Source organism: Rhizobium sp. S152 (assembly GCF_030380735.1).
Lineage (GTDB): Bacteria > Pseudomonadota > Alphaproteobacteria > Rhizobiales > Rhizobiaceae > Rhizobium.
This window is the reverse complement of sequence record NZ_JAUDRZ010000004.1, coordinates 212,395-234,391: the sequence shown is the minus strand read 5'-3', so window position 1 is coordinate 234,391 and position 21,997 is coordinate 212,395. Positions and strand designations below refer to the sequence as shown.

Genomic DNA, 21,997 nt, shown 5'->3' with positions numbered 1-21,997 from the left:
CGTCCACCAGACACATAGTACGTTTCCCTATTTCCATGGGGAGATCGGCAACGCCGTTTGATTGCGTCCATACGAGCATCATCGGTTCGATCATCCGCGTCGGGGAAATCACACTTCCCTTAGGTAAGCTTTGAAGGCCCCGCCATCCGCGCTCTGGGCTAGTGTCTCCTTACCGTCAATCCGGCGGAGGAAGAGGAGATAACCATGAAGATCAAGGGCGTAATTTTCACCGCAGCGATTGCACTCTCGTCGATCACTGCAGCCTATGCAGGCGGCAACAATTCCTTCACGTCGCAGTCCGGCTGGGGCAACAAGGCCGGCACCGGCCAGGCTGGCTGGGGCAACTTCAGCGGCACGGGCCAGACCGGCTTCTTCAACAATGCCAATACCATCCAGTACGGCAAGTACAACATGTCGGGCACGTCTCAGTATGGCATCGGCAACAACTCGCTAACCGTCCAGGACGGCTGGGGCAACGTTTCCGGCACGTTCCAGTATGGCTACGGCAACAACTCGACGACCTATCAGAACGGCGTCGGCAACAGCTCTACCACTGTTCAGTACTAAGTTCGGTGACGTACCTAGGGCCAGCGCTGACAACGCTGGCCTCCTTTTTTTTGATGAAAGGAGCGGCGAGATGATGGCGATGGCACCCCCGGTAGAATGCATCATCGAGCATCACGACAGGGGCGGCATGCTCACCCTCGTACCAATGATCAATGGCGAAGGCCGTGGTCAGGGCAGCTACCAGTTCGAGATCGTCTCGAGTTCAGGCGGGAACACTTCCAGCAACATGCAGGGCGGCGATTTCGAAAAGACGGCAGCAGGGCGTCTGTCGCTGTCGCAGGTCGTCGTCTCGGCGTCCGACAACGGCTGGAGTGCGCGCCTGACGGTTTATGGCCCGACCGGTGAAACGCTGTGTCGCATATCGGTCCCGTGACATTTCTGCATCGCCTAATGCACGGCGATGTGCCGCCAGCCTCCAGGCGATTGATTATATTCTAATATAATGTACCGTTTCGCTCAGGATTCGGCCGAGGGGTTGGCCGACAGTGGGGGTAGCGGAGAAGAATGGGGAGTTCTGTATCCATTCGTTCGGGCAGGCTGGCAGTTGTTGCCGCCTCCGTGTTGACGGCATTGACAGGTTCCGGCGCCTTTGCCCAGGACAATTCAGCCAAAACCGGCAACAATGACAGCTTGTCGCCATCCTTCGAGCTCGAAACCGGCGTCAATTGGCTGAACCTGCCAAGCTGGGATGCCCGAGACACGGATGTCTTCACCGGCAGCGCCGGCAGTCGCGTGACCGATATCGGGCTCGGCATCGGCTACACTCTCAATCTCCCGATCGGCGAAATCGGCGAACAGCCGCTGGTCCTGGAATGGAGCGGCGGCATCGCCGGGCTTTCGACGGATTCATCGAGCCGCACGAGTTTGGCTGGGGGAAGCTCGTTCGATCTGACTTTGGGAAACACGGGGTACGGCTCGATCACGCTTGGATTCCCGGCACCCGCTGCAACTACAGCTGTTGTCACTGTAACCGATAGTGCGGGAGGGACTGCTGGTATCAGTGCCAGCGCGGCATCCGCCGGAACCGGGCAGATAACGCAGTTCGCCTCCAATAGCGCCATTACCGGCGGTGTATTTACGGCGCTTGTTACAAATGGCGCGACTGGCAGCGCAACGGCTGTTGGTGCCTATGGTGACAATACCGGTTTCACCTTGAGGGCCGAAGGCGACCTCAGCGGCAGCGCGCTCGTCTCTTCCCGCTCCGAAGACGTCACCGCATTTGATCAGACGCTGCTCCTTGGCGCCCCGATCGCCCTCTCCGACGGCTGGACGATCACACCCAAGATCGGGCCAACCTACCGCTCCATCGACCGCGATGTCGACTTCACGCAGACGCTCGATATCGGCGCCAGCATTCCCGGCGTCGATGTGCCCGACGTCGGTGTCGCGCAGAACGATGAACTGGACGCGCGTTATATCGGCGCGATCGCCGGGCTATCCCTGAGCAAGCAGATCCAGCCGGATCTCGCGCTCACGCTGGACGCCACCCTGGGCGCGGCACACCTGCATTCGCGCTATCGCAGCCAGTATTCGGCGATCATCCCGGGTGTATCCGTTGCCGGCTTTGATTCCATCTCGGAGACGCGCAACGACGCCGCCATCCTTGCCGGCCTCAATGCCGGCATCCGCTACGACGCCAGCGAGAATGTTGCCGTCGGCTTCACCACGGGCATCGATTTCACCAGCAAGGTGCCGACGATCAAGTATGTGGCCGATGGCGCCGGCGGCACGACGCCGACGGTCGACACCAGCCACGCCATCAACTTCTCCGCCAAGGCCAATATCACCTGGCGTTTCTGACGACGAATTGCCGGCGCCTGTTGCGCCGGCCTCGGTTCTCAATGCGTGAAGTTCGCGAGCCCCGCGAGGCAATGCATGAACTGCGTCTGACGGTTCACCCCCACCCGAGCCATCGCCGAAGCAAGCTGATTGTGGATGGTGTTCTTCGATACGCCGCGCTGACGCGCGATTTCCGAAGCTGTATCCCCGTTCAAGAGGCTGTGGGCCAGATTGGCCTCCGTCGCCGTCAGCCCGAAGATCGATTTGATCATTTCCGGCCTGAGCAGTGTATTCTTGCCGAGTTCGCGGATGGTCAGCATGAACACCCCTTCGTTGCTCGCGAATACGCTCTTGAACTGCGTTCCGAACGCGCCCCGCCCGGACAGCGCGTCGACGCTGACCAGCCATTTCACGCTTTTCGTCCGATCTTCCGCGCAGGCGATGTGCCGCATGCGGCTGTGTGAGGTCGCCAAAGACAGAAGCTGGGAGATGGCGTCCTCCAGCATCGGATCGATGAAATCGAGCGCCGAGTCGCGATACTCGAGCAACTGGTGCGACGCTTCGGCGAACTTCTCGAAGCTCTGGTTGGCGCAGCGCACCTGGTAATCGGCGGTAATGATGGCCGAGGGCGCAGGCGAACTGAAGAAGGCACTCTCCATCTGCGAGGAGCGCTCCCGTTCCTGCAGGTTGGCCTTCTGGATCGCGATCGCCGTCTGGCAATGCGGCAGAAGCTTCATCAGCGCATGCGTCGCATATTCGATTTCGTTGCGGTGCGTGTGATTGAAGTGAACGAGCAGCGAGATCTGCCGCCCCGCCTCCTTCATCACCACGAGAACCAGCAGCGTCCCTTCGTTGCCGAAGCATTCGTGCAGCGATGGCCCCCATTCCGGGCTGAGCCGTGTCTTGAAGTCGATATTGACCACCGCGCCCTGCCCCACCGACATGGTGCAGGCATAGAGCGCGCTGACGACCTGAGGGCTGCAGAGCAATGTCTTGGAAATCCCTTTTGCCAGGCCGCTGACGCGCCGGTCGTCCTTTCCCTTGAAGCCGACGACGGCGCCGGCCGAGGCATGAGTGATATTGACGATTTCAGCGATGACCTTCTCCCATTCGCGGGGATCGACCACCGTTTCATAGATTGATTGCACAAGCGACAAATACGCATCGTCACCGAAGATGTTGATCATCGGACCTACTCCCTACCTGGCACCACAGCCGTCCGCACCGGCGGCTGTCTCCCCGTTAACATTGTAGTCTGCCGCGACAGCACGCGAGCGCATCTAGCCCGCAGCGTCTGCATCCCGTTCGAAGTCCTAAGCAATTCGATATTTCGACAAGCACGCGCCTTCCCAGCCAGACCGGGCGACGCCAGGTCAACTGCGGCAGACTGTACTTCAAGTTGAAAGGCCGCACTCCTCGGAGAAACTTTACCCTGGACGCAAACTATACTCTACAGGACGCGGTTACCTCGGGGAGATCGGCAGTGAACGGCCAATTGAGGCGCTCGAATTCCCTGCCAATTCTTTGTATGTGGATATTGTTACTACACTCACCCCCTATATTCCACATATCTTTTAAGTTAGGACGTACTACATCAGTGGTAACTAATGTTTTTTCGCGATCTTTCACTGTAAACCGACCAAGTGGTGCACCGATCTGCCGGCCCATGAGTATCAAATGCAACACTGCATCGTTTTACTTCCGTGTCTGCACCCTCAATCGGGTAAGTTCGACGGAGAAACACTACCGCTTCGGTAGTGACCGGGATTACGGCCTGCGATCGGCACCGCACGCCCGGCGAGCCCCGGGCGTCGCCCGCAAGCATCGCGATTAAGCCATTCGGTAGTGTACCTGAACCCGGCCATGGAATTCCGACCGCGTCACCAGGGCGCATACCCCGAAAACATCCTTGATCAACGTTTCAGTCAGCACCTCCTCGGGCGTGCCCGAAGCGACCAGCCGGCCATAATGCAGTACGGCCAGACTGTCGCAGAACATCGCCGCGAGGTTCAGGTCATGGAGCGCCACCACGCTCGTCACCGGTATCCGAGAGACCAGCGACAGAATCTCCAGCTGGTGCTGGATATCGAGATGATTGGTTGGTTCGTCGAGCAGCAATTCGCTGGGCGTCTGCGCCAGTGCGCGGGCGATCTGCACCCGCTGCCGCTCGCCGCCGGAGAGCGTATGCCAAAGCTGCCCGGCGCGCTCGGCCATGTCCACCTGCTTAAGCGCATTGCTTACTGCCCGCTGGTCATCGGCATTCCACGCGCCAAGCGCCCCGCGATGCGGCGTTCGCCCGAGCTTCACCACGTCACCGACGGTGAGTTGTGCATCGGTGCCGCTTTGCTGCTCCACGAGGGCCACGCGCCGTGCGATCTCGATGCGCCGCATCGAGGAGACATCGGCGTCGCCAAGCCGGATCACGCCGCTCTTCACCTTGCGCAATCCCGAGATCAGCCGCAGCAGGCTGGATTTTCCCGATCCGTTCGGACCGAGCAGCCCCAGCATCTTGCCAGGTGTCACGTCGAGGCTCACACCATCGACGATCAGTCGATTGCCGGCCGCCCACTGTACCTTGTCGACCGTGATGCTCATGCAGCCGTCCTTGCTCTGTAAAGAATGACCGCGAAAGCCGGCGCGCCGAACAGCGCGGTAACGACCCCGATCGGCAGGATCTGCTGCGGTATGATGATGCGCGAGACGATGTCGGCCGCGACCATGAAGATCGCCCCCATCAGCGTCGCGGCCGGCAGCAGCCGCTGATGCAGGGGGCCGACGATGAAACGCGCCGCGTGCGGAATGACCAGTCCGACGAAACCGATCGACCCGACGATACTCACCACGGCGGCCGTCATCAACGCCGTCAGCCCGAGCAGGACGATGCGTACGCGACGCACGGAAATCCCGAGTGTCTCCGCCGCATCCACGCCGAACGCGAAGGCATCCAATGCCCTGGCATGCAGCATGCAGATGATGAACCCCGCAAGCGCGATCGGCGCGGCGAGATAGACGTCCGACCAGCGCACGCCGCCGAGGCTGCCGAGCAGCCAGAACATCACGCCGCGCGCCTGCTCCGCATTGGCCGAGGTCGTCACGATATAAGAGGTCAGCGCATTGAAGAGCTGCGAGCCCGCGACGCCGGCAAGCACGATCCGGTCGCTTTGCCCACCCGTTCCAGCGGCAAGCACCGCCACGAACAGAAAGGCCACCACGGCGCCGACGAATGCGCCTGACGACAGCGTCAGCAGACCATAGCCGAACCCCAGGATCATCACCGCCACCGCCCCGGTCGAGGCGCCCGCGGAAATACCGAGCACGTAGGGTTCCGCCAGCGGATTGCGCAGCAGCGCTTGCAGGATCACGCCACATAGCGCCAGCGCCGCCCCCACGCTCGCCGCCACCAGCGCCCGGCTCAGCCGGTAGTCCCAGATGATCCCCTGATGAATACGGCTAAGCTCGAACGACGCGCCAAAGACACGGTTGGCGATAGCCTTTGCCGTCGTCGACAGCGGAATGGCGATCTCCCCGATCGACACGGCCAGGCTGACCATGAACGCCAACAGGACAAGCGAGAGGGTGATGAGCGCACCCAGCGCCCACCACCTGTCGCGAAGCACGGTCACCCCGCTCACTGCGTCAGCCCGAACGCCTTGATGCCGCTGGCGAGTTCCTCGATCCCGTCGATGGTCCGGATCGTCGGGTTCATCGACTGTGCATCCATCATCACGAAGCGCCTGTTCTTCACGGCATCGAGCTGGCTGGTCACCGGGTCCTTCTCCAGAAAGTCGATCTTGACCGCCGGATCGTCGGCCGCATAGCGGCGGCGGTCCATGGTGGCGATCACGATGACCGAGGGATTGGCCTCGGCGATCGTTTCCCATCCGACCAGTGGCCACTCCTCCTCCGTCGTCACGACGTTCCGCGCCCCGATCGATTTCAGGATATAGGCCGGCGCGCTGTTCTTGCCGGCGATGAAGGCATCGCCATTCACTTCCTTGCTGGAGAACCAGAAGACGACGGGCAGGTTCTTCGCCGCAGCACCGGAGATCGATGCGGTCGCCTTCGCCTCGCGCGCCTCCAGCTCCGAGATCAGCGCATCGCCGCGATCGCTGATGTCGAAGATCGCCGAAAGCTCGCGGATCTCCTGGTAGATCAGCTCCATCGTGAAGAGTTCCCTGCGCACGCCATCGCCGCCGTCGGCATTGATCTTCGCCACGCAATCCGCAGGCGCGATGTAGCTGTTTATGCCGAGCTCGGAAAATTGCTCGCGCTTGCCGACCGATCCTTGGGCGCCGACATGCCACTCGAACTCGGCGGCCACCAGATCGGGCTCCTGTCCGACGACGGCCTCGAAGCTCGGATCGTTATCGGCAAGCCGCCTGATCTTGGCGTTGTCGGCGGCGAACTGCAGCAGCACCGGACCGACCCAGACGGCCGTGCCGGCGATCCTGTCCTTGAGACCGAGCGAAAAGAGGATTTCCGTCATTCCCTGACCGATCGACACGATTTTCGCCGGCGCCTTGTCGAAGGTAACCGTCTGCCCGCAATTGGAAATCGTCAGCGGATACTGCGTTGCCGCCATGGCGGGCGCGGAAAGTCCGGCAGTGAAAGCAATGAGGCTGAATGCCTGAAGAAACTGGCGCATGAATGAACCCTTGAAAATGGAGAGGACGCTCGCGCCCGCGGCCAAGCGCGGCGACGCGATGCAAATGGCGGGCACAGCCGAACCGGCACGGGACCTCTGCCCGCGTGGCGGAAGACGTGCGTGACCGTGTCTAGAGGTGAATGGCCCGATCAGGGCTGCAGCCAAGGCAGGCAATGCCGATGGCCAGAGGTTTCGCGCCGTCGTCGAATATCGTCATCTTCGCTCCTGTTCCGGGCATCCCCGCCCGGTTGATGGGATCTTTCTTTGACGGCAGGTCTCCTGGCTCGCGAATATCGGCGTCTCATCTGCCTTCCCGCGAAACAGCTTCGCAGTGGCACGACCTCCGGAAGAAGGTCACGAGGATGATCGGCATCCGCTTACAGTTGCGGGGGCAGCCACGGTCTTGTTCCCTCTTGGGTCATACGCACCGTGTTCCCTATTAATCCCCTCCGAGTCTTCGTCGGGGAACCGTCGATTGCAGTTACGCAATGGCACCTGCACCCGTCAAGTCACAAGCGCATCAGCCCGCCGCAAGTCCCGCCCGCTAGCACATGCGGCAACGGAAAAAGCGTTTGACTTCCGGTCGATCTGACCAATTTCGAACACAGAAGAATGGCAAGCCGCTCGCCATGAAACGGGCGCGAGCGGCGCCGAAATCGAGTGCAATGCGAGGAAGACATATGAAATTGCTAGTTTTGGCCGCGGCGTCGCTTCTGACCGCCACCGCTGCATCGGCAGCCGGCGCAGCATCGCAGAATTTCCCCGGCGCCCCGGGTGCCCTGACGCTGGCGGGCAAATGCGCCAAGCTGGTCGTCGGCAAGGTCGATGCAACGAAAGGCTGCGAGGCAGAACTGGCGAGCGTAACACTGATGAACGGCCAGGTGACCTTCATCTTCACCTCGGGCGGCAAGATGCTCGGCTTCCAGGGCGACGGCACGGCGATCAAGGCCGCGTCCAATGGCAATGTCCGCCTTCCCCTCAATCTCGTCGTCACCGGCGCCGGCCAGAAGATGACCGGCCAGGTCAAGGTCGCCGGCACCTGCACGATGGGCAACCCCTACAGCGGAAAACCGGTCGCGATCGAATGCACCGCCGAAAGCAAGGACACCGCCTTCAGCGGCAACTTCCGTACCAACGGCAAGGCGCCGAAGCAGAAATAATATCGACGGAAGAGATAGGTCTGGTCGGGCCTAGGCGCACCAGGCTCCCGGCGCGCCCGGCTTGCGGGCAAGCCCCTCGCTGATCATCTGCACGCCGATCGACTTGCCGTCGCGCGAAACGACATGCGGCACGCCGGACTTGCCAGACTGGCCGGCGACGTTCATCGAAAACGAACCGGCGTTGAGGATATTCAGCAGCCGAAGCTTGGCGGCGAAGCCTAGACGCTTCTCGCCATCGCAACGGGCCGTTTCGATACCCGGCGTGACGACATCGGCGATCGCGATCTTTTCGCCCTTGTACCAGAAGGTGCCGCCATCGGCGACGCAGTTGATGTGCTCACCCTGGCCGCAATAGCCAAACGCCGCCTTGCCGGTCTGGCCTTGCGCCGGTGACAGCGTCGGCGCCACCGCCTTGGCTTGCACGACCGGCGCCTTGGCCGGAAACGGCACTGCTTCCGGCGGAAGCATTCGCGAGGAAGAGGAGATCGAGGCCGTCTGCCGCGGTCCGGGATCGCGAACATTGTCCCGGCCGCTTTCGCGGCTCACGACCTTGGCCGGTTCGCTCTTTGCCACGGCAACGCCGCGGCTTGCCGAGGGCGCCGACGCACGCGCGGAAAGCATCGGCTTGACGCTCTTCCAGTTGTCGTAGACAGCAATACCGCCGAGCGCCAGCCCGCCGATCACAACCCAGGAAAGCGCGCTGCCGCCTCCGCCGGATTTCGATCGTGCCGGTGATTTGCGGCGGCGTGTCGGTGTCTTGGCCATATCTCTCAATCCCGTGAACGCGCAATTATCGCCGCGCAATCCTTTCCGAAAGGTTGGCGGCGTCATGTTTTGAAACAGCTTTCTTTTTTGCGCGGTCATCACAAGTTTGCAGCAATCTGCTAATATGGCTCACGAGATCATCTTTGCGTGATGCACTGGTATCGAGCGCGCCGATCCATCATCTGGAGCGCATGAAGAGTAACAGGTGGGAGCGTATGCGTTTTCCTCGTTTGGCATTTCTGAAATGGCCGGTGCGCCTCGTTGGCGGTTTTGTGCTGCTCGTGCTGGCGCATGCCGGCATCGGTCAGCTGTCCGGCAATTTTCACGAAGTGATCCCGGGCGAACTCTATCGCTCGGCCCAGCCGAGCGGCTCGGACGTGCAGACCTACGCGCACACCTATGGCATCAAGACCATCCTCAATCTGCGCGATGAAAAACGCACCGGCTGGTACACGGAAGAGGCCGAAGCCGCCGCCCGCAACGGCATCACGCTCATCGATTTCCCGATCTCGTCCTCGAAGGACCTGCCCATCCCCGAGGCGCAGCGCTTGGCAAAGCTGATGGCCGACGCGCCGAAGCCGCTCTTGATCCATTGCGAGCACGGCTCGAACCGTACAGGTCTTGCCTCGGCAATCTATGTCGGCGCCGTCAGCAAATTCAGCGAAGCTTTCGCCGAATTCCAACTCAGCCCCTATTTCGGCCACTTCGCCATCCCCGGCTTCAGCCGCTACGCCGTCTACCGCTCCTGGGACAGGTTCGAGGAAACCATCGGTTTCTGAGGTTGAAGCTCCACAAACAAACGCCCGGTCAAGCCGGGCGTTGTCATTTCAGTTGGCCGAAAGTTTCACGGCCGCACCAATCTGTGGCGATGCCGGTCGGCTGTGTGCGACCCTTTGATCTCCCGCTTCTACCGCCTCAAGTCCGGTCTGGTTCTGCGTGGCCTGGCGAACGGCCTGCCATTCGCTTTCATGTTTGAGGTAAATGTCCTGAGGCACGAATATCGTCGTCATGTCGTCTCGCTGGCTATTAAATTTGAACAGGGTGTGTCGGCCAAGCCGGTGAGGTTACCGCACCGGCTTTGCGATGGTCGCGTCGTCGCTGTCGTCGCTGGTGATCGGGCCGCCCCGGGAGAGATCGAAGCTGACATGGGCGGGAACGTGCATCTCGTGGCGCACGCCCGGCGTCAGCGTCAGATCGACCTGATGCGGCGGCATCACTTGGGCCGTCTTCATGCGGTTCGGCCGCGCACGCTTCATGCGGTCGGCGGCTTCCGTTCGCTTGTCCGGAATGTGGGTATCTGGAACGTGAGTGTGCATCGTCCGCCTCCTTTTCAGCACGCAGGCAGTGTGTTGCACTGCTCAACTAAACCCAAACGAGGCAAATCCCCGATGGTTCCATGGAAAACGCCCGACCCTACGGGAAAAATTGGATGACCCGTGATCGGCCGATCTTGACTGCCGCCCGAAGTTCACTACCTTCGCCCTATCCCGCAGCCTCGGACATCGGCTGACGGGCAACCTGGTGCCGGGCCCCTCTGGCGAGAGTTTTTACGGCGCTCTCGTGATGTCGGTACCGCCTGCAAATAAGCCGGCGGATTTTCATTCGATGAAAAAGCACACCATGCCTCACGCGCATGCCCGTTGTGGTATCGCGCATTTTTCCCGCATATCGACCCTCTCCAACATCGTCTGCGAGGTGCGCCCATGAGCACCTCGGGGAAGCACAAATCGACACTCAGCTACTTCACCTGGTCCTTCATCGTCACCGCCGTTGGCCTCGCGCTCGGCGCCGCCTTGGGATGGCAGACCACGGGTACCATCGGCGGCATGGCGACCGTCTTCTTCATTTGTACCGTGCTCGCGGTGCTGGAGATCTCGCTCTCCTTCGACAATGCCATCGTAAACGCCAACAAGCTGAAGGAGATGACGCCGGAATGGCAGCATCGCTTCCTCACCTGGGGTATCGTCATTGCCGTCTTCGGCATGCGCATCGTCTTCCCGCTGGCGATCGTCGCCATCGCGGCGCAGATCGGCCCATGGGAAGCCCTGGTGCTCGCCGCCCGCGAGCCGGCCGAATATGCCCGCATCATGAACGACGCGCATCTTCCGATCGCGGCCTTCGGCGGCACCTTCCTGATGATGGTCGGCCTCAACTACTTCTTCAACCACGAGAAGGACGTGCACTGGATCGCGGGCCTCGAACGGCTGATGGCGCGTTCCGCCACCATCAAGGGCATAGAGATCGCCTTCGTGCTTGCCCTCGTCCTCACCTTCTCGTCGTTCCTGCCGGAAGCCGAAGCCAGCACCTTCGTCCATAGCGCCATCTACGGTCTTCTGACCTTCCTCGCGGTCGAGGTGGTCGGCGGCCTGCTCGATGCCTCGCAAAAGACGATGAGCGCAGCTGCCAAGGGCGGCCTCGGGGCCTTCATCTATCTCGAGGTGCTGGACGCCAGCTTCTCCTTCGACGGCGTCATCGGCGCCTTCGCGCTGACGCAGAACCTCTTCGTCATCGCCATCGGCCTCGGCATCGGCGCCATGTATGTGCGCTCGATGACGATCATGCTAGTGGAAAAGGGAACGCTCGCCGAATACCGCTACCTGGAGCACGGCGCCTTCTACGCCATCCTGATCCTCTCGGTGATCATGTATGTGCAGACGCTGTACCATATCCCGGAAGTCATCACCGGGCTGGGCGGCGCGACGCTGATCGGCATCTCGCTCTGGTCTTCCATCCGTTACAACAGGCGGGAGAAGGCCGAAGAGCACACGCGAAAGAAGATGCATGCGCAGAAGGAGCAGCAGGTCCAGGCCTGACGCTTCCGTTATCGGGAATCGGGCCGCGACAACCGTGGCGGCTCTAAATCCGGACAAAAATAAAGCCCGCGACCTCGTGAATTGACCGAGGAGAGTTGTAGTCAACTTTCCTCGGTCAGTTCACCGGGTTGCGGGCTGCTTCATGTCAGGCGATTGGGATCGCCGATACAAAGACGACCTTAGTGGCCGATCCTGCTGAATGCGCTCGGATTGATGCCGAGTGTCTGCAGGTCACGGGTCTTCGGGCGGCGGCCGGATTCGACAGCGGCGCTGACCGCACCGGCGGCACCGATCATCGCAAAGGCACGTCCAAAAAAGCCATCACGAATGGACTGACGGAAGGACATTGATCTTCTTTCTTGCTTTATGATTGACCGCTTACATATGCGCTCGCGCGGGGGTGATCACAACAGCCGCGAATTCAACCCAGCCATGCAGGAATGGGTGGGCGGATTGGTTTCACGACTTGTCCGCAGACCTCCCGATAGCGTCAAGCTCAAGGCAATGCTATGAGCGGCCACCCCCGCCATGGATCGCAACCGATGCAAGACGCCTCGACATTCCTCACCTTCTTCGCAGCCCTCGCCGTGCTCGAAATTACACCAGGTCCCGACATGATGCTGATCATCGCGCGCGGTGTGGGGCAGGGACGCAGGGTGGCCGCGCTGACGGTTGTCGGCAATATCTTCGTCGCTGGCACGATACAGGTTGCTCTCCTCGTTCTGGGGCTGGCGTCTCTGCTGGCGGCCTATCCCGCCGCCCTGCAAATCCTGCAGTGGACAGGCGCGATATACCTTCTCTATCTTGGCATCAGGATGATCTGGGGCAGCTTCAAAAATCACGCGACGGGCGCGCCAAAAGCCAAGCCGGTATCCGGCTGGAGAGCTGTGCGCGAAGGCGCCATCAACAGCCTGACCAACCCCAAATCCCTGCTGTTCATGTTCACCTTCCTACCGCTCTTCGTCGATCCGAATGCAGGCCCGGTCTGGCTGCAGCTCCTTGTTCTCGGCTCGATCCAAAAACTGATCGGCGTGTTCTCCCTCGGCGGCGTCGCCCTTGCCTCCGGCTCTGTCGGCCAATTCCTGAACCGCTGGCCGAAGCTCCTGGCATGGCAGGAACGCTTCACCGGCATCGTCATGGTCGGCCTCGGCATCCGCCTCCTCCTGTCGGGCAGTCCTTCGCCCATGCCCTCGGCAGCGCGGTGAAGCCTGCTCCCCCATGGACTTCCCCCACCCCCGCCATAGCTTTCCTTCCTGGAGGTAGCCCATGGCCGAAGTGCTGCTCTTTCATCACGCCCAGGGGCTGACGCCCGGCATCCACGTGTTCGCCGAGCACCTGCGCGACGCTGGCCATGTCGTCCACACGCCCGATCTCTTCGACGGCCACATCTTCGAAAGTATCGAGGCCGGCATGGCGTATGTCGAGGAGACGGGTTTCGATACGCTGCGCGAACGCGGTGTATCGATAGCGCAGGATTTGCCGGCAGAGCTCGTCTATGCCGGCTTTTCCTTCGGCGTGTTGCCCGCACAGCAACTGGCGCAAACGCGGCCCGGCGCGCGCGGCGCCCTTCTTTTTCACGCCTGCCTGCCGATATCAGGGGAGTGGTCCTTCGGCCCATGGCCAGACGGTGTGCCCGTGCAAATCCACGCGATGGACGCCGATCCTATCTTTATGGGCGATGGCGATATCGACGCCGCCCGCGAGATTCTTGAGCAGACATCCGACGCCGCTCTCTTTCTCTACCCCGGCGACGGACACTATTTCGCGGACAGCTCGCTGCCATCCTACGACCCGGAGGCAAGCGCCGTATTGACGCGCCGCGTGCTGGATTTCCTGCGGCACATCAACGGCGCCGGCGACGGCCCGCCCTGACAAGAACGGCCGGCGCATGTGTCCATGGCCGGCCGGCTCGCAAGGTCTAAACGTCCTTTAGTCTTCGTTGGCCGCCAGTTGCGACAGCACCTGCCCGCGCCCGCGCAGACGCAGGATCAGCGGTATCAGGAACGCCGCCGCCGCCACGATGAGCAGCCCCGCCGCGATCGGCGACATCACGAGCGTCGTCACGTCGCCCTGGCTGATCGCCAGCGCCCGGCGCAGCTGTTGTTCCGCCAGCGGCCCGAGGATCAGTCCCACCACGGCAGGCGCGATCGGATAACCGAACAGTCGCATGATGTAGCCGAGCACGCCGAACGCCAGCAGCATGCCGAGCTCGAACACCGACGGATTGGCGCCGATGGTACCGAGCGTCGCGAACAGCAGGATGCCGGCATAAAGCCACGGCTTCGGGATGGTCAGCAGACGCACCCAGAGCCCGATCATCGGAAGGTTCAGCACCAAGAGCATGGCGTTGGCGATCAACAGGCTGGCGATAAGTCCCCAGACGAGCTGCGGGTTGTTGGCGAACAACAGCGGTCCGGGTTGCAACCCGTATTGCTGGAAGCCAGCCAGCATGATCGCCGCCGTCGCCGTCGTCGGCAGGCCGAGCGTGAGCAGCGGCACCAGCGTACCGGCAGCCGACGCATTGTTGGCGGCTTCCGGTCCGGCGACGCCCTCGATGGCGCCATGGCCGAATTCCTCCGGGTTTTTCGCCAGCTTCTTCTCGGTGGCGTAGGAGAGGAAGGTGCCGATCTCGGCGCCGCCGGCCGGCATCGCGCCGATCGGGAAGCCGATCGCCGTGCCGCGCAGCCAGGCCTTCCACGAGCGGCCCCAATCTTCCGCCGTCATCCACAGCGAGCCCTTTACCGCCTCGACCTTCTCCTCGATGCTGTTGCCCTGGGCAGCGATGTAGAGCGTCTCGCCGATCGCGAACATCGCGACCGCAAGCGTCGTCACCTCGACACCATCCAGCAGGTCGGGAACGCCGAAGGAAAGCCGCGCCTGCCCCGTCTGCTGGTCAATGCCGACCATGGCAAGCGCGAAGCCGATGAACAGCGAGGTCAGACCGCGCAGCGCCGAATCCCCGAAGGCCGAAGACACGGTAACGAAGGCGAGCACCATCAGCGCGAAATATTCGCGCGGCCCGAAGATCAAAGCCAGCTTGACAATGAAGGGCGCGATGAAGGCCAAGCCCAGCGTGGCGATCAGGCCGGCGACGAAGGAGCCGATCGCAGCCGTTGCCAGCGCCGGCCCGCCGCGCCCGGCGCGCGCCATCTTGTTGCCCTCGAGCGCGGTCACGATCGAGGCGCTTTCGCCCGGCGTGTTGAGCAGGATGGAGGTGGTCGAGCCGCCATACATGCCGCCGTAGTAAATGCCCGCGAACATGATCAGCGATCCGGCCGGGTCGAGTTGGTAAGTGACGGGCAACAGAAGCGCCACGGTCAGCGCCGGCCCGATGCCCGGCAAAACACCGACGGCGGTACCCAGCGTCACGCCGATGAAGGCATAGAGCAGGTTCATCGGCTGCATGGCGACCAGGATGCCCTGGAACAGGAATTCGAAGGTATTCATCGCATCAAAATCCTAGAAGAACAGTCGCTCGAGCGGCCCGGCGGGCAGCGTGAGCTTCAGGAGCTGCGAGAAGATCGCCCAGACGATAAAGCTGAAGACGATGCCGAAAGGTATCGAGTACCACAGCTTGCGCTGGCCGAAGCCGCGGGCGGTAAAGGCAAAGAGCAGCCCCGTCGCGATCGAGAAGCCGGCGGTCTTCAGAAGCAGCATCTGCGCCGCAAGCCCGGCGACGACCCAGACGACCGGCGCGATTTCCTGGCGCTCACGCTCGGGAAACTCGCCGCGGATGGCTTCGAACACGGTCCAGATCCCGAGCCCGATCAGCCCGAAGGCCACGACCTTGGGCGCGGTCGCCGGACCGATGCGGTCATATTGGGCGATGACACGCATATGCGAGGCATCCCATAGCATGACGACAGCAACGGCGAAGAGACAGATGGCAATCACCAGCGCCGCCCAATCGGGGCGGCGCTTCGTTGCCAGGGTTGCGTTACCCTCGCTCATTGAACAAGTCCGATTTCCTTGAGGATGCCCTCGGTGGCCGATACGTCCTTGTCGAGCTGCGCCTTGAAGGCGTCACCCGCCAGGTAAGTGTCGGCCCAGCCCTTGGTCTTCAGCTGTTCCTGCCAGCTGGCGGACTTGGAGAGCTTGTCGAAGTCCGCCGTGATGGCCGCCGTCTGCTCGGCCGAAAGGCCGGGAGCGGCCGCGACCATGCGCCAGTTCTCGACGGCCACGTCGACACCGGCTTCCTTCAACGTCGGCGCATCGACGCCGTCGATCCGCTTTTCGCTGGAAACGGCAAGTAGCCTGAGCTGGCCCGACTTCACCTGCGATTCGAACTCGCCATAGCCCGAAACGCCCGCCGTCACCTGACCACCGAGGATAGCGGCAAGCGCCTCGCCGCCACCCGAGAAGGCAACATAATTGATCTTCGTCGGATCGACGCCGGACGCCTTGGCGATCAGCCCGACGGCAATGTGGTCGGTACCGCCGGCCGAGCCGCCGCCCCAGGAGACCGAGCCCGGATCGGCCTTCAGCTTGGCCACCAGATCACCCATCGTCTTGATGTCGGACGCGGCCGGAACGACGATCGCCTCGTATTCGCCGGTAAGACGCGCGATCGGCGTCACGTCCTTCAGCGTGACCGGCGACTGGTTGGTGAGAATCGCACCGACCATGACATAGCCGCCGACGATCAGCGCGTTCGGGTTGCCGTTGTTCTGGCCGGTGAACTGCGCCAGACCAATGGTGCCGCCGGCACCCGGCACGTTCATCACCTGCACGTTGCCGGAGATGCCTTCCTTCTGCATCACGGTTTGCAGTGTGCGGGCCGTCTGGTCCCAGCCGCCGCCCGGGGCTGCCGGCGCCATGATGGTGTAGTCAGCGGCATAGGCGGGCAGCGCGACAGCAGCTGCGAAAATGCCTGCGAGAAAAGTGTGTTTCACGAACGTCTCCTCCATGAGCGCGGCAGAGGACCGCGCATTGTTCTCGATGGATTCGGGAGGACGCTGCGGCCGGACGTCATGCGTCCGCCGTCCATGCAAATCTCCTCCCGACACTTCACCTGTCCGCCTCCACGGAGTTGAAGTTACCGAAACCGACCACAGCAAGCTGTCATTTAGCTGACATCGCCGGCTTATCCAGCATTTCCGGTCACTTTTTCGCCTTAATCTGGCAGAGCCGAAAGAAATCCACCCAGACGTACGAATTTAGCGTCGCGGCCGGGAACTTGCGGGCAACTCGAGCGTTTCGGTCGCGTATGAGGGAGTTGCCGCCATGAGTTCTCACATTGACATCCAGAAAATCGAAAACGACGGCCTGAGGCAGGTTTGGAGCGTGAGCGAATTCGCCCGCCGCCATCGCCTCGACAAGGACGAGGAAAAGCGCCTGACAACGCTCTTCGGATCCTTCGCGACGAAGCAGGAATTGCTTTCAAACGCTCAGCGCCCCTGCTCTTTCCGCTAGATCGGAAATCGAGCATCTCAAAAAGAAACGGCCGCCCGCGGAAATCCCGCTGCGGCCGATTTGCTGTCAACAAAAGAAACGGTCAAGCCATTAGCGGCGTCAGGTAGCGCGGGCTGGACAGGGTGCGGCCAAAGCGCGTGGCTTCGGCAAAGTCGAGCGCTTCCGCAACCTTGGCCGGCCAGTGCGGCTTCGATACGACACCAACGGCGCTGCGATTGTCGCGCACGAATTCCGGATTGCCGGTGATGAAGACGACAGTCACGCCGTGATCCCTGGATAGCGCCTCTGCGATCGAAGGACCTGTCGGGCCATCGGCCAGTTGCACATCGACCAGCGCCACTTCCGCTTCGCGGCCAAGTTCCAGGGCCTCTTTTGCATTTCGCGCTGTCCCGACCACCTCATGGCCAAGATCAAGCACCATGGATTCGAGATCGAGCGCGATCAGTAGCTCATCTTCGACGATTAGAATTCTCATGCACGAAGCCCTGTTGGTCGGAAGCTTTGTCTGCTCCCGGCTGTTCAACGCTTGAACAGGCAAACCGTTCCCGGCTAATAAAAATTAACTTTAGCGCGTGCTTGCGCACCACTACTGGCTGCGCAGAACTTCGTTCCAGTGCGCGATCAGCCGCGCCCGCTTCACCTGGTCGAGATAGACCATCAGGCCGGGGCTGACGGGGACCGGCCGCAGTTGTGCGCCGAGCAGCGCCTGCATGGTGTTGGCCGTATTCTCGCCTGCCACTTCAGGGCTGACGGCAGGGATCTGCAGCTCCCGCGCCATGATTGTCTGACCCTCGCGCGACATGAAGAAGGAAAGATACCGCCGGCCGAGTTCCGGATCGGCGGCGGCCTGCGGCACGAGCCCGATGCGCGACATCACGACGGTATAATCCTTGGGCAGCACGATACCGACATCGGGATGGCGCTTGGCCCAATCGGCGGCGTAGGAGCCGAGAATGTTGTAGCCGAGCACGAAACGCCCGTCCGACACGCGCTCGAGAATCGCCGAACTGGTGGAATAGAGCTTCACCCCCGCCGCTCCCATGGCGCCGATGACAGACCAGATGTCTCCGAACTGCTCCTGGTCGCGCGCCATGAACAGGAAACCGACCCCTGATCGTTCGATGTCATAGGTACCGATCCGGCCGTGGATGGCATCGCCTTTGCGCTTCAGGTAATCCACGAACTCCGCCCGCGAACTCGGCGGCGGCTCGGTCACGAAGCTCGGCTTGTGATAGACGAACACGGCCGGCTCGAAGGTGAGCGCATAGGCGGTGTTGCGCCAGTTCGCCCATTTCGGCCAGCTGCCGCTCATCGGCAGGTTGCTGACCTGCGCATAGCCGTCGTTGGAAAGCTTCACCTGCAGGTCCATGGCCGAGGAAAAGGCGAAGTCCGCGGTCTTCTCTCCCGCATCGGTCTCGCGCACGATCCGGTCGTAGATCTCGCCCGTCAGCATGTCCTCGTATCGCACCGCGACATCGGGATTGGCCTGTTGGAACCCGCGGATCATCGGCTGCGCCAGTGGTTCGTCGAGCGACGAATAGACGACGAGGCGGGGCGCATCCGCCTTGCCCGAAAGCGCCGGATAAAACACCTCGTCCGCCCGACCCATGCAGGGAAAGGCGCAAAGCAGCACAAACAGGGCAAGTCTCCTCATGCGCCTAGCATGCATGAGCGGGCGCGACCTGGCAATGAATGCAAGCGCTCCGGATCGGCGCTATGGAAGGTTTGCCAGCGCCAGGCCGACGATCAAACCGGTGCCCGTCACCCCGTAACCCAGCCACATTGCCATTCTGCCGCGTTCGGGCGTGAACCAGCCGTTGCGCATCGCCAGGATACGCCAGTCGACAAGCCAGTATAATGCCGCCGCAATGCCGATGTTGAGCAGCGCCGACAGCAACTGCCGCTCGGGCGTGTCCCGCATTCCGAACGGCCCCATGAGGGCGTGGCCAGCAAAAACGCCGATCCAGTGGTTGAGATACAGCGGGTAGGAAATCCCGCCGACAAACTTACCCAGGGGCGTCGGCTTGCCGGGAACTGCGAGCAAGAGCACGATGCAGATCGCCAGCAGCGGGGCCCAGGCATAGTAATCCATCCCGGTGACAAGAGCCGAGGAAAAAACCACCACGCCGCCAAAAGAGACGACCCGTGCGGGAGCAAACGCGTGGATCGGCCCGACCTTTCTTGCCAGTACCGCCGCAAGAACGCCGAAAACGATGCTTGCATAGATTTCGAGCCACCAGGCAGCCGCGGCGATCAGGAACCAGAGCAACAGGGATCGGCCGAGCGGCACGATAAGCACGAGCAGTATCGGAACGAGCAGATAGAACTGCTCCTCGGCATTGACGCTCCAGAAATGATTGCCCGTTCCGTCCAGCGGCATCAGGCTCCAGAAATCCGTCAACTGGCGAGTGCCGAAGAGGTTGTAGACGAAGGTCGCCTTGTAGAAGACGAACTCGACCCATTTGGACGTCGGCGTATCCTTCATGAGGCTCGCGCAGATCAGCAGGCCCAGTGCGAGATAGTAGGGCACCCAGATGCGCAACGCTCTGTTGAAATAGAACCGTGGGAGATCAGCCTTCGAAGCGTCCATCAGCATGCCGCCGATCAGCCATCCGCTGAGCGCGAAGAACACCTGCACCGCGAAATTTCCGCCATCGCTCCAGAAAATCAGCCCATCATGCGAGAGCATGACGGTGATCGACAATATGATTCTCAGATAGTCGAAGAGCGGGTAGTAATTCGAACTGGAATTCGCATCGCTGCGCATATCGACTCTCGGCCCCAAGTTTATTCCGCCGAAGAAAATATTGATTACTCGAGATCCCGACCATACTGGAAAACGTATTAGTGCTCGTTACTGCTTATGACTGATCAATTCACGTCGGTTAATATTAGGGAGCAGCCTATATTTTCGGAAAATGTCCACTTAATGTGTTCCCTGAAGGACGTCGTACGTCATCTTTTCGCTCCCCATGCCCGGAGGCCGCATTGCAGCGACGACTGACAGCCATCCTTGCCGCCGATGTCGTGGGCTATTCGAGGCTGATGGGCGCTGACGAGGCCGCGACGCTGGCCGCACTCAGCCATCACCGTACCGAAATCCTCGAGCCGGCAATCATCCGCCACAGCGGCCGCCTGGTGAAGCTTCTGGGCGACGGGCTGCTGGTGGAGTTCGCAAGCGTCGTCAATGCGGTCGCCTGCGCCGTCGACATGCAGCGCGCCATGGCCCGCGCCGCCGAAGGCGTGGCCGACGAGCGCGCCATACGTTTCCGCATCGGCATCAATCTCGGCGACGTCATCGTCGAGGACGGCGATATCTTCGGCGATGGCGTCAATGTCGCCGCACGCCTGGAGGCGATTGCCGATCCCGGCGGCATCGCGGTGTCCGCCTCGGTGCGCGACCATGTCGGCACACGCCTGGAGCTGAACTTCGAGGATCGCGGCCGCCAGCAGCTGGCAACCGTCGACGACGCGGTGCATGTCTATGCCGTGCTCTTCGACCAGCCAGGCGCTGCTACCGCATCGACCGCCGACATGCCGCCCGCCGAGGATCGCTCCATCGTCGTCCTGCCCTTCACCAACATGAGCGATGATCCCGATCAGGAGTACTTCTCCGACGGGCTGACGGAGGATATCATCACCGACCTGTCGAAGGTGTCGGGCCTCTTCGTCACCCCGCGCAACACCACCTTCACCTACAAGGGCCGCGCCGTGAAGATCGGCCAGCTCGCGCGCGAACTCTCTGTTCGCTACATCCTGCAGGGCAGTGTCCGCAAATCGGGCGACCGCGTCCGGATCAGCGCCCAGATGATCGATGCCGACAGCGAGGACCACCTGTGGGCCGACCGCTACGATCGCGAGCTGACCGACATCTTCGCGATCCAGGACGAAATCGCCCACGCCATCGTCGGCCAGCTGAAGATCAAGCTCAGGCCGGAGGAAATCCAGGCGATCGGCAGCGAGCCGACAACCAATATCGAGGCCTATACCTACTATCTGAAGGGCCGAAAGTTCGCCCGCTCGATGACCATGTCCTATCTCGTTCTGGCGCGGCGAATGTTCGCAAAGGCCGTGGAGCTGGACCCGAACTACGCCCGCGCCTATGCCGGCATCGCCGATTGCGATTCCGCGCTTTACATCTGGTACGCCGCCGAGCTGCCGATATCGGACATTCTCGACATGACCGACAAGGCGCTGGCGCTCGACCCCGATCTCGCCGAAGCCCACGCCGCCCGAGCCATCGCGCTCCACCACGACGGCCGCGACGCGGAAGCCGACCCCTATTTCGCCCGCGCGCTGGCGCTCGATCCCAACCTCTTCGAGGCGAACTTCCATTACGCCCACCGGCTGTTCAAGCGCGGCCAGTTCGAAGCGGCCATCGTGCATTTCGAGCGCGCCGCCTCGCTCTATGCCGACGACTACGTCTCCCCCATCCTGCTCACCGCCGCTTACGGCTCGCTCGGCCGCAGGGAAGAGGGCCGCAAGTGGGCCGCCGAAGCAGCGCTGAGGGCCGAGCGCTCGGCCGAGCAGAACCCCGGCAACTCCGCCCCCATCCACCGCGCAGCGCTCGCCTATGCCCAACTCGGCGACCGCGACCGCGCACTCGCATGGATCAACCGCGCACTCGCCCTTGACCCGCACGACGTCATCACCCGCTACAACGCCGTCTGCGTCCACGCCGTGCTTGGCGATACCGACCGCGCCATCGAGCTGCTGGAGCAATTGTTGCCGAACAGCTCCTCCTACCAGATCGGCTGGTTCGACAACGATTCCGACCTCGACAACATCCGCTCCGACCCGCGCTTCATCCGGCTGATGCAGGCGATCGCGCAGCAGTGAAACCGGGACAACGCACC

General features: G+C 61.9%; 24 protein-coding genes and 1 riboswitch. Of the genes, 10 read left to right on the top strand and 14 right to left on the bottom strand.

Annotation, left to right across the window (positions count from 1 at the left end; translation table 11 throughout):
- Window positions 1-204: 204 nt before the first annotated feature.
- The 3 genes from QTL95_RS07830 to QTL95_RS07820 all read left to right on the top strand — a co-directional run bounded on the left by QTL95_RS07830 (window position 205) and on the right by QTL95_RS07820 (window position 2,367).
- Window positions 205-567, top strand: coding sequence for a hypothetical protein (locus QTL95_RS07830; RefSeq protein WP_289719421.1), 363 nt, complete (start codon window positions 205-207; stop codon window positions 565-567).
- 73 nt (window positions 568-640) lie between these two features.
- A complete protein-coding gene (gene csgH, locus QTL95_RS07825) occupies window positions 641-940 on the top strand; it encodes a curli-like amyloid fiber formation chaperone CsgH (RefSeq protein WP_289719420.1) in 300 nt (99 codons plus the stop codon).
- Between the two features lie 131 nt (window positions 941-1,071).
- Window positions 1,072-2,367 carry a hypothetical protein gene (locus QTL95_RS07820; RefSeq protein WP_289719419.1) on the top strand — a complete coding sequence of 432 codons (1,296 nt, stop codon included), beginning with the start codon at window positions 1,072-1,074 and terminating at the stop codon, window positions 2,365-2,367.
- A 38-nt stretch (window positions 2,368-2,405) separates the two neighbouring features.
- On the opposite strand, the gene QTL95_RS07815 is transcribed toward QTL95_RS07820, so the two are convergent.
- From QTL95_RS07815 to QTL95_RS07800, 4 genes are all read right to left on the bottom strand, one after another.
- The gene (locus QTL95_RS07815; RefSeq protein WP_289719418.1) at window positions 2,406-3,533 is read right to left on the bottom strand and encodes a helix-turn-helix transcriptional regulator; all 1,128 of its coding nucleotides are present in this window, start codon (window positions 3,531-3,533) and stop codon (window positions 2,406-2,408) included.
- Between the two features lie 643 nt (window positions 3,534-4,176).
- Window positions 4,177-4,941 (bottom strand): ABC transporter ATP-binding protein, encoded by a 765-nt coding sequence (locus QTL95_RS07810; protein WP_289719417.1) that lies wholly within the window; start codon window positions 4,939-4,941, stop codon window positions 4,177-4,179.
- Window positions 4,938-5,978, bottom strand: a complete 1,041-nt coding sequence (locus QTL95_RS07805) for a FecCD family ABC transporter permease (RefSeq protein ID WP_289719416.1) — start codon at window positions 5,976-5,978, stop codon at window positions 4,938-4,940. Before QTL95_RS07805 ends, QTL95_RS07810 begins: the two co-directional genes overlap by 4 nt.
- On the bottom strand, window positions 5,975-6,991 hold the full coding sequence (locus QTL95_RS07800) for an ABC transporter substrate-binding protein (protein ID WP_289719415.1): 1,017 nt from the start codon (window positions 6,989-6,991) through the stop codon (window positions 5,975-5,977). Before QTL95_RS07800 ends, QTL95_RS07805 begins: the two co-directional genes overlap by 4 nt.
- A 252-nt stretch (window positions 6,992-7,243) precedes the next feature.
- Window positions 7,244-7,479: riboswitch (cobalamin riboswitch) on the bottom strand.
- A gap of 192 nt (window positions 7,480-7,671) precedes the next feature.
- Between QTL95_RS07800 and QTL95_RS07795 the strand changes: the two genes are divergently transcribed.
- Window positions 7,672-8,151: a hypothetical protein gene (locus tag QTL95_RS07795; protein WP_289719414.1), complete on the top strand. Its 480-nt coding sequence runs from the start codon at window positions 7,672-7,674 to the stop codon at window positions 8,149-8,151.
- A 30-nt stretch (window positions 8,152-8,181) separates the two neighbouring features.
- Here QTL95_RS07795 and QTL95_RS07790 read toward each other — a convergent pair whose 3' ends face one another.
- The gene (locus QTL95_RS07790; protein ID WP_289719413.1) at window positions 8,182-8,916 is read right to left on the bottom strand and encodes a hypothetical protein; all 735 of its coding nucleotides are present in this window, start codon (window positions 8,914-8,916) and stop codon (window positions 8,182-8,184) included.
- Window positions 8,917-9,131: 215 nt separating this feature from the next.
- Between QTL95_RS07790 and QTL95_RS07785 the strand changes: the two genes are divergently transcribed.
- On the top strand, window positions 9,132-9,695 hold the full coding sequence (locus tag QTL95_RS07785; RefSeq protein WP_289719412.1) for a fused DSP-PTPase phosphatase/NAD kinase-like protein: 564 nt from the start codon (window positions 9,132-9,134) through the stop codon (window positions 9,693-9,695).
- A 48-nt stretch (window positions 9,696-9,743) separates the two neighbouring features.
- Here QTL95_RS07785 and QTL95_RS07780 read toward each other — a convergent pair whose 3' ends face one another.
- Window positions 9,744-9,926, bottom strand: coding sequence for a hypothetical protein (locus QTL95_RS07780; RefSeq protein ID WP_289719411.1), 183 nt, complete (start codon window positions 9,924-9,926; stop codon window positions 9,744-9,746).
- 54 nt (window positions 9,927-9,980) lie between these two features.
- Window positions 9,981-10,232, bottom strand: coding sequence for a hypothetical protein (locus QTL95_RS07775; RefSeq protein WP_289719410.1), 252 nt, complete (start codon window positions 10,230-10,232; stop codon window positions 9,981-9,983).
- Window positions 10,233-10,619: 387 nt separating this feature from the next.
- Here QTL95_RS07775 and QTL95_RS07770 point away from each other — a divergent pair, with 387 nt between their 5' ends.
- Entirely contained in the window at window positions 10,620-11,729 is a 1,110-nt protein-coding gene (locus tag QTL95_RS07770; RefSeq protein ID WP_289719409.1) for a DUF475 domain-containing protein, read from the top strand.
- A gap of 179 nt (window positions 11,730-11,908) precedes the next feature.
- Here the strand turns inward: QTL95_RS07770 and QTL95_RS07765 are convergent, their stop codons facing one another.
- Window positions 11,909-12,076 carry a hypothetical protein gene (locus QTL95_RS07765; protein WP_289719408.1) on the bottom strand — a complete coding sequence of 56 codons (168 nt, stop codon included), beginning with the start codon at window positions 12,074-12,076 and terminating at the stop codon, window positions 11,909-11,911.
- Window positions 12,077-12,271: 195 nt separating this feature from the next.
- Between QTL95_RS07765 and QTL95_RS07760 the strand changes: the two genes are divergently transcribed.
- The gene (locus tag QTL95_RS07760; protein WP_289719407.1) at window positions 12,272-12,934 is read left to right on the top strand and encodes a LysE family translocator; all 663 of its coding nucleotides are present in this window, start codon (window positions 12,272-12,274) and stop codon (window positions 12,932-12,934) included.
- A gap of 61 nt (window positions 12,935-12,995) precedes the next feature.
- Window positions 12,996-13,601: a dienelactone hydrolase family protein gene (locus QTL95_RS07755; RefSeq protein WP_289719406.1), complete on the top strand. Its 606-nt coding sequence runs from the start codon at window positions 12,996-12,998 to the stop codon at window positions 13,599-13,601.
- A gap of 57 nt (window positions 13,602-13,658) precedes the next feature.
- Here QTL95_RS07755 and QTL95_RS07750 read toward each other — a convergent pair whose 3' ends face one another.
- From QTL95_RS07750 to QTL95_RS07740, 3 genes are read right to left on the bottom strand one after another with little or no spacing between them, the layout of a single operon-like run.
- Window positions 13,659-15,176, bottom strand: a complete 1,518-nt coding sequence (locus QTL95_RS07750; RefSeq protein WP_289719405.1) for a tripartite tricarboxylate transporter permease — start codon at window positions 15,174-15,176, stop codon at window positions 13,659-13,661.
- A gap of 12 nt (window positions 15,177-15,188) precedes the next feature.
- Window positions 15,189-15,680 carry a tripartite tricarboxylate transporter TctB family protein gene (locus QTL95_RS07745; protein WP_289719404.1) on the bottom strand — a complete coding sequence of 164 codons (492 nt, stop codon included), beginning with the start codon at window positions 15,678-15,680 and terminating at the stop codon, window positions 15,189-15,191.
- Complete coding sequence (locus QTL95_RS07740) at window positions 15,677-16,621, bottom strand: Bug family tripartite tricarboxylate transporter substrate binding protein (RefSeq protein WP_289719403.1); 945 nt, start codon at window positions 16,619-16,621, stop codon at window positions 15,677-15,679. Before QTL95_RS07740 ends, QTL95_RS07745 begins: the two co-directional genes overlap by 4 nt.
- A 331-nt stretch (window positions 16,622-16,952) precedes the next feature.
- On the opposite strand from QTL95_RS07740, the gene QTL95_RS07735 reads away from it, so the two are divergent.
- Complete coding sequence (locus QTL95_RS07735) at window positions 16,953-17,141, top strand: hypothetical protein (protein ID WP_289719402.1); 189 nt, start codon at window positions 16,953-16,955, stop codon at window positions 17,139-17,141.
- 82 nt (window positions 17,142-17,223) lie between these two features.
- Here QTL95_RS07735 and QTL95_RS07730 read toward each other — a convergent pair whose 3' ends face one another.
- From QTL95_RS07730 to QTL95_RS07720, 3 genes are all read right to left on the bottom strand, one after another.
- The gene (locus tag QTL95_RS07730; protein WP_289719401.1) at window positions 17,224-17,616 is read right to left on the bottom strand and encodes a response regulator; all 393 of its coding nucleotides are present in this window, start codon (window positions 17,614-17,616) and stop codon (window positions 17,224-17,226) included.
- A gap of 111 nt (window positions 17,617-17,727) precedes the next feature.
- On the bottom strand, window positions 17,728-18,795 hold the full coding sequence (locus QTL95_RS07725; RefSeq protein WP_289719400.1) for an ABC transporter substrate-binding protein: 1,068 nt from the start codon (window positions 18,793-18,795) through the stop codon (window positions 17,728-17,730).
- Between the two features lie 60 nt (window positions 18,796-18,855).
- Window positions 18,856-19,908 (bottom strand): acyltransferase family protein, encoded by a 1,053-nt coding sequence (locus QTL95_RS07720; RefSeq protein ID WP_289719399.1) that lies wholly within the window; start codon window positions 19,906-19,908, stop codon window positions 18,856-18,858.
- Window positions 19,909-20,129: 221 nt separating this feature from the next.
- On the opposite strand from QTL95_RS07720, the gene QTL95_RS07715 reads away from it, so the two are divergent.
- Entirely contained in the window at window positions 20,130-21,980 is a 1,851-nt protein-coding gene (locus QTL95_RS07715; protein WP_289719398.1) for an adenylate/guanylate cyclase domain-containing protein, read from the top strand.
- The last annotated feature ends 17 nt before the right edge of the window (window positions 21,981-21,997 follow it).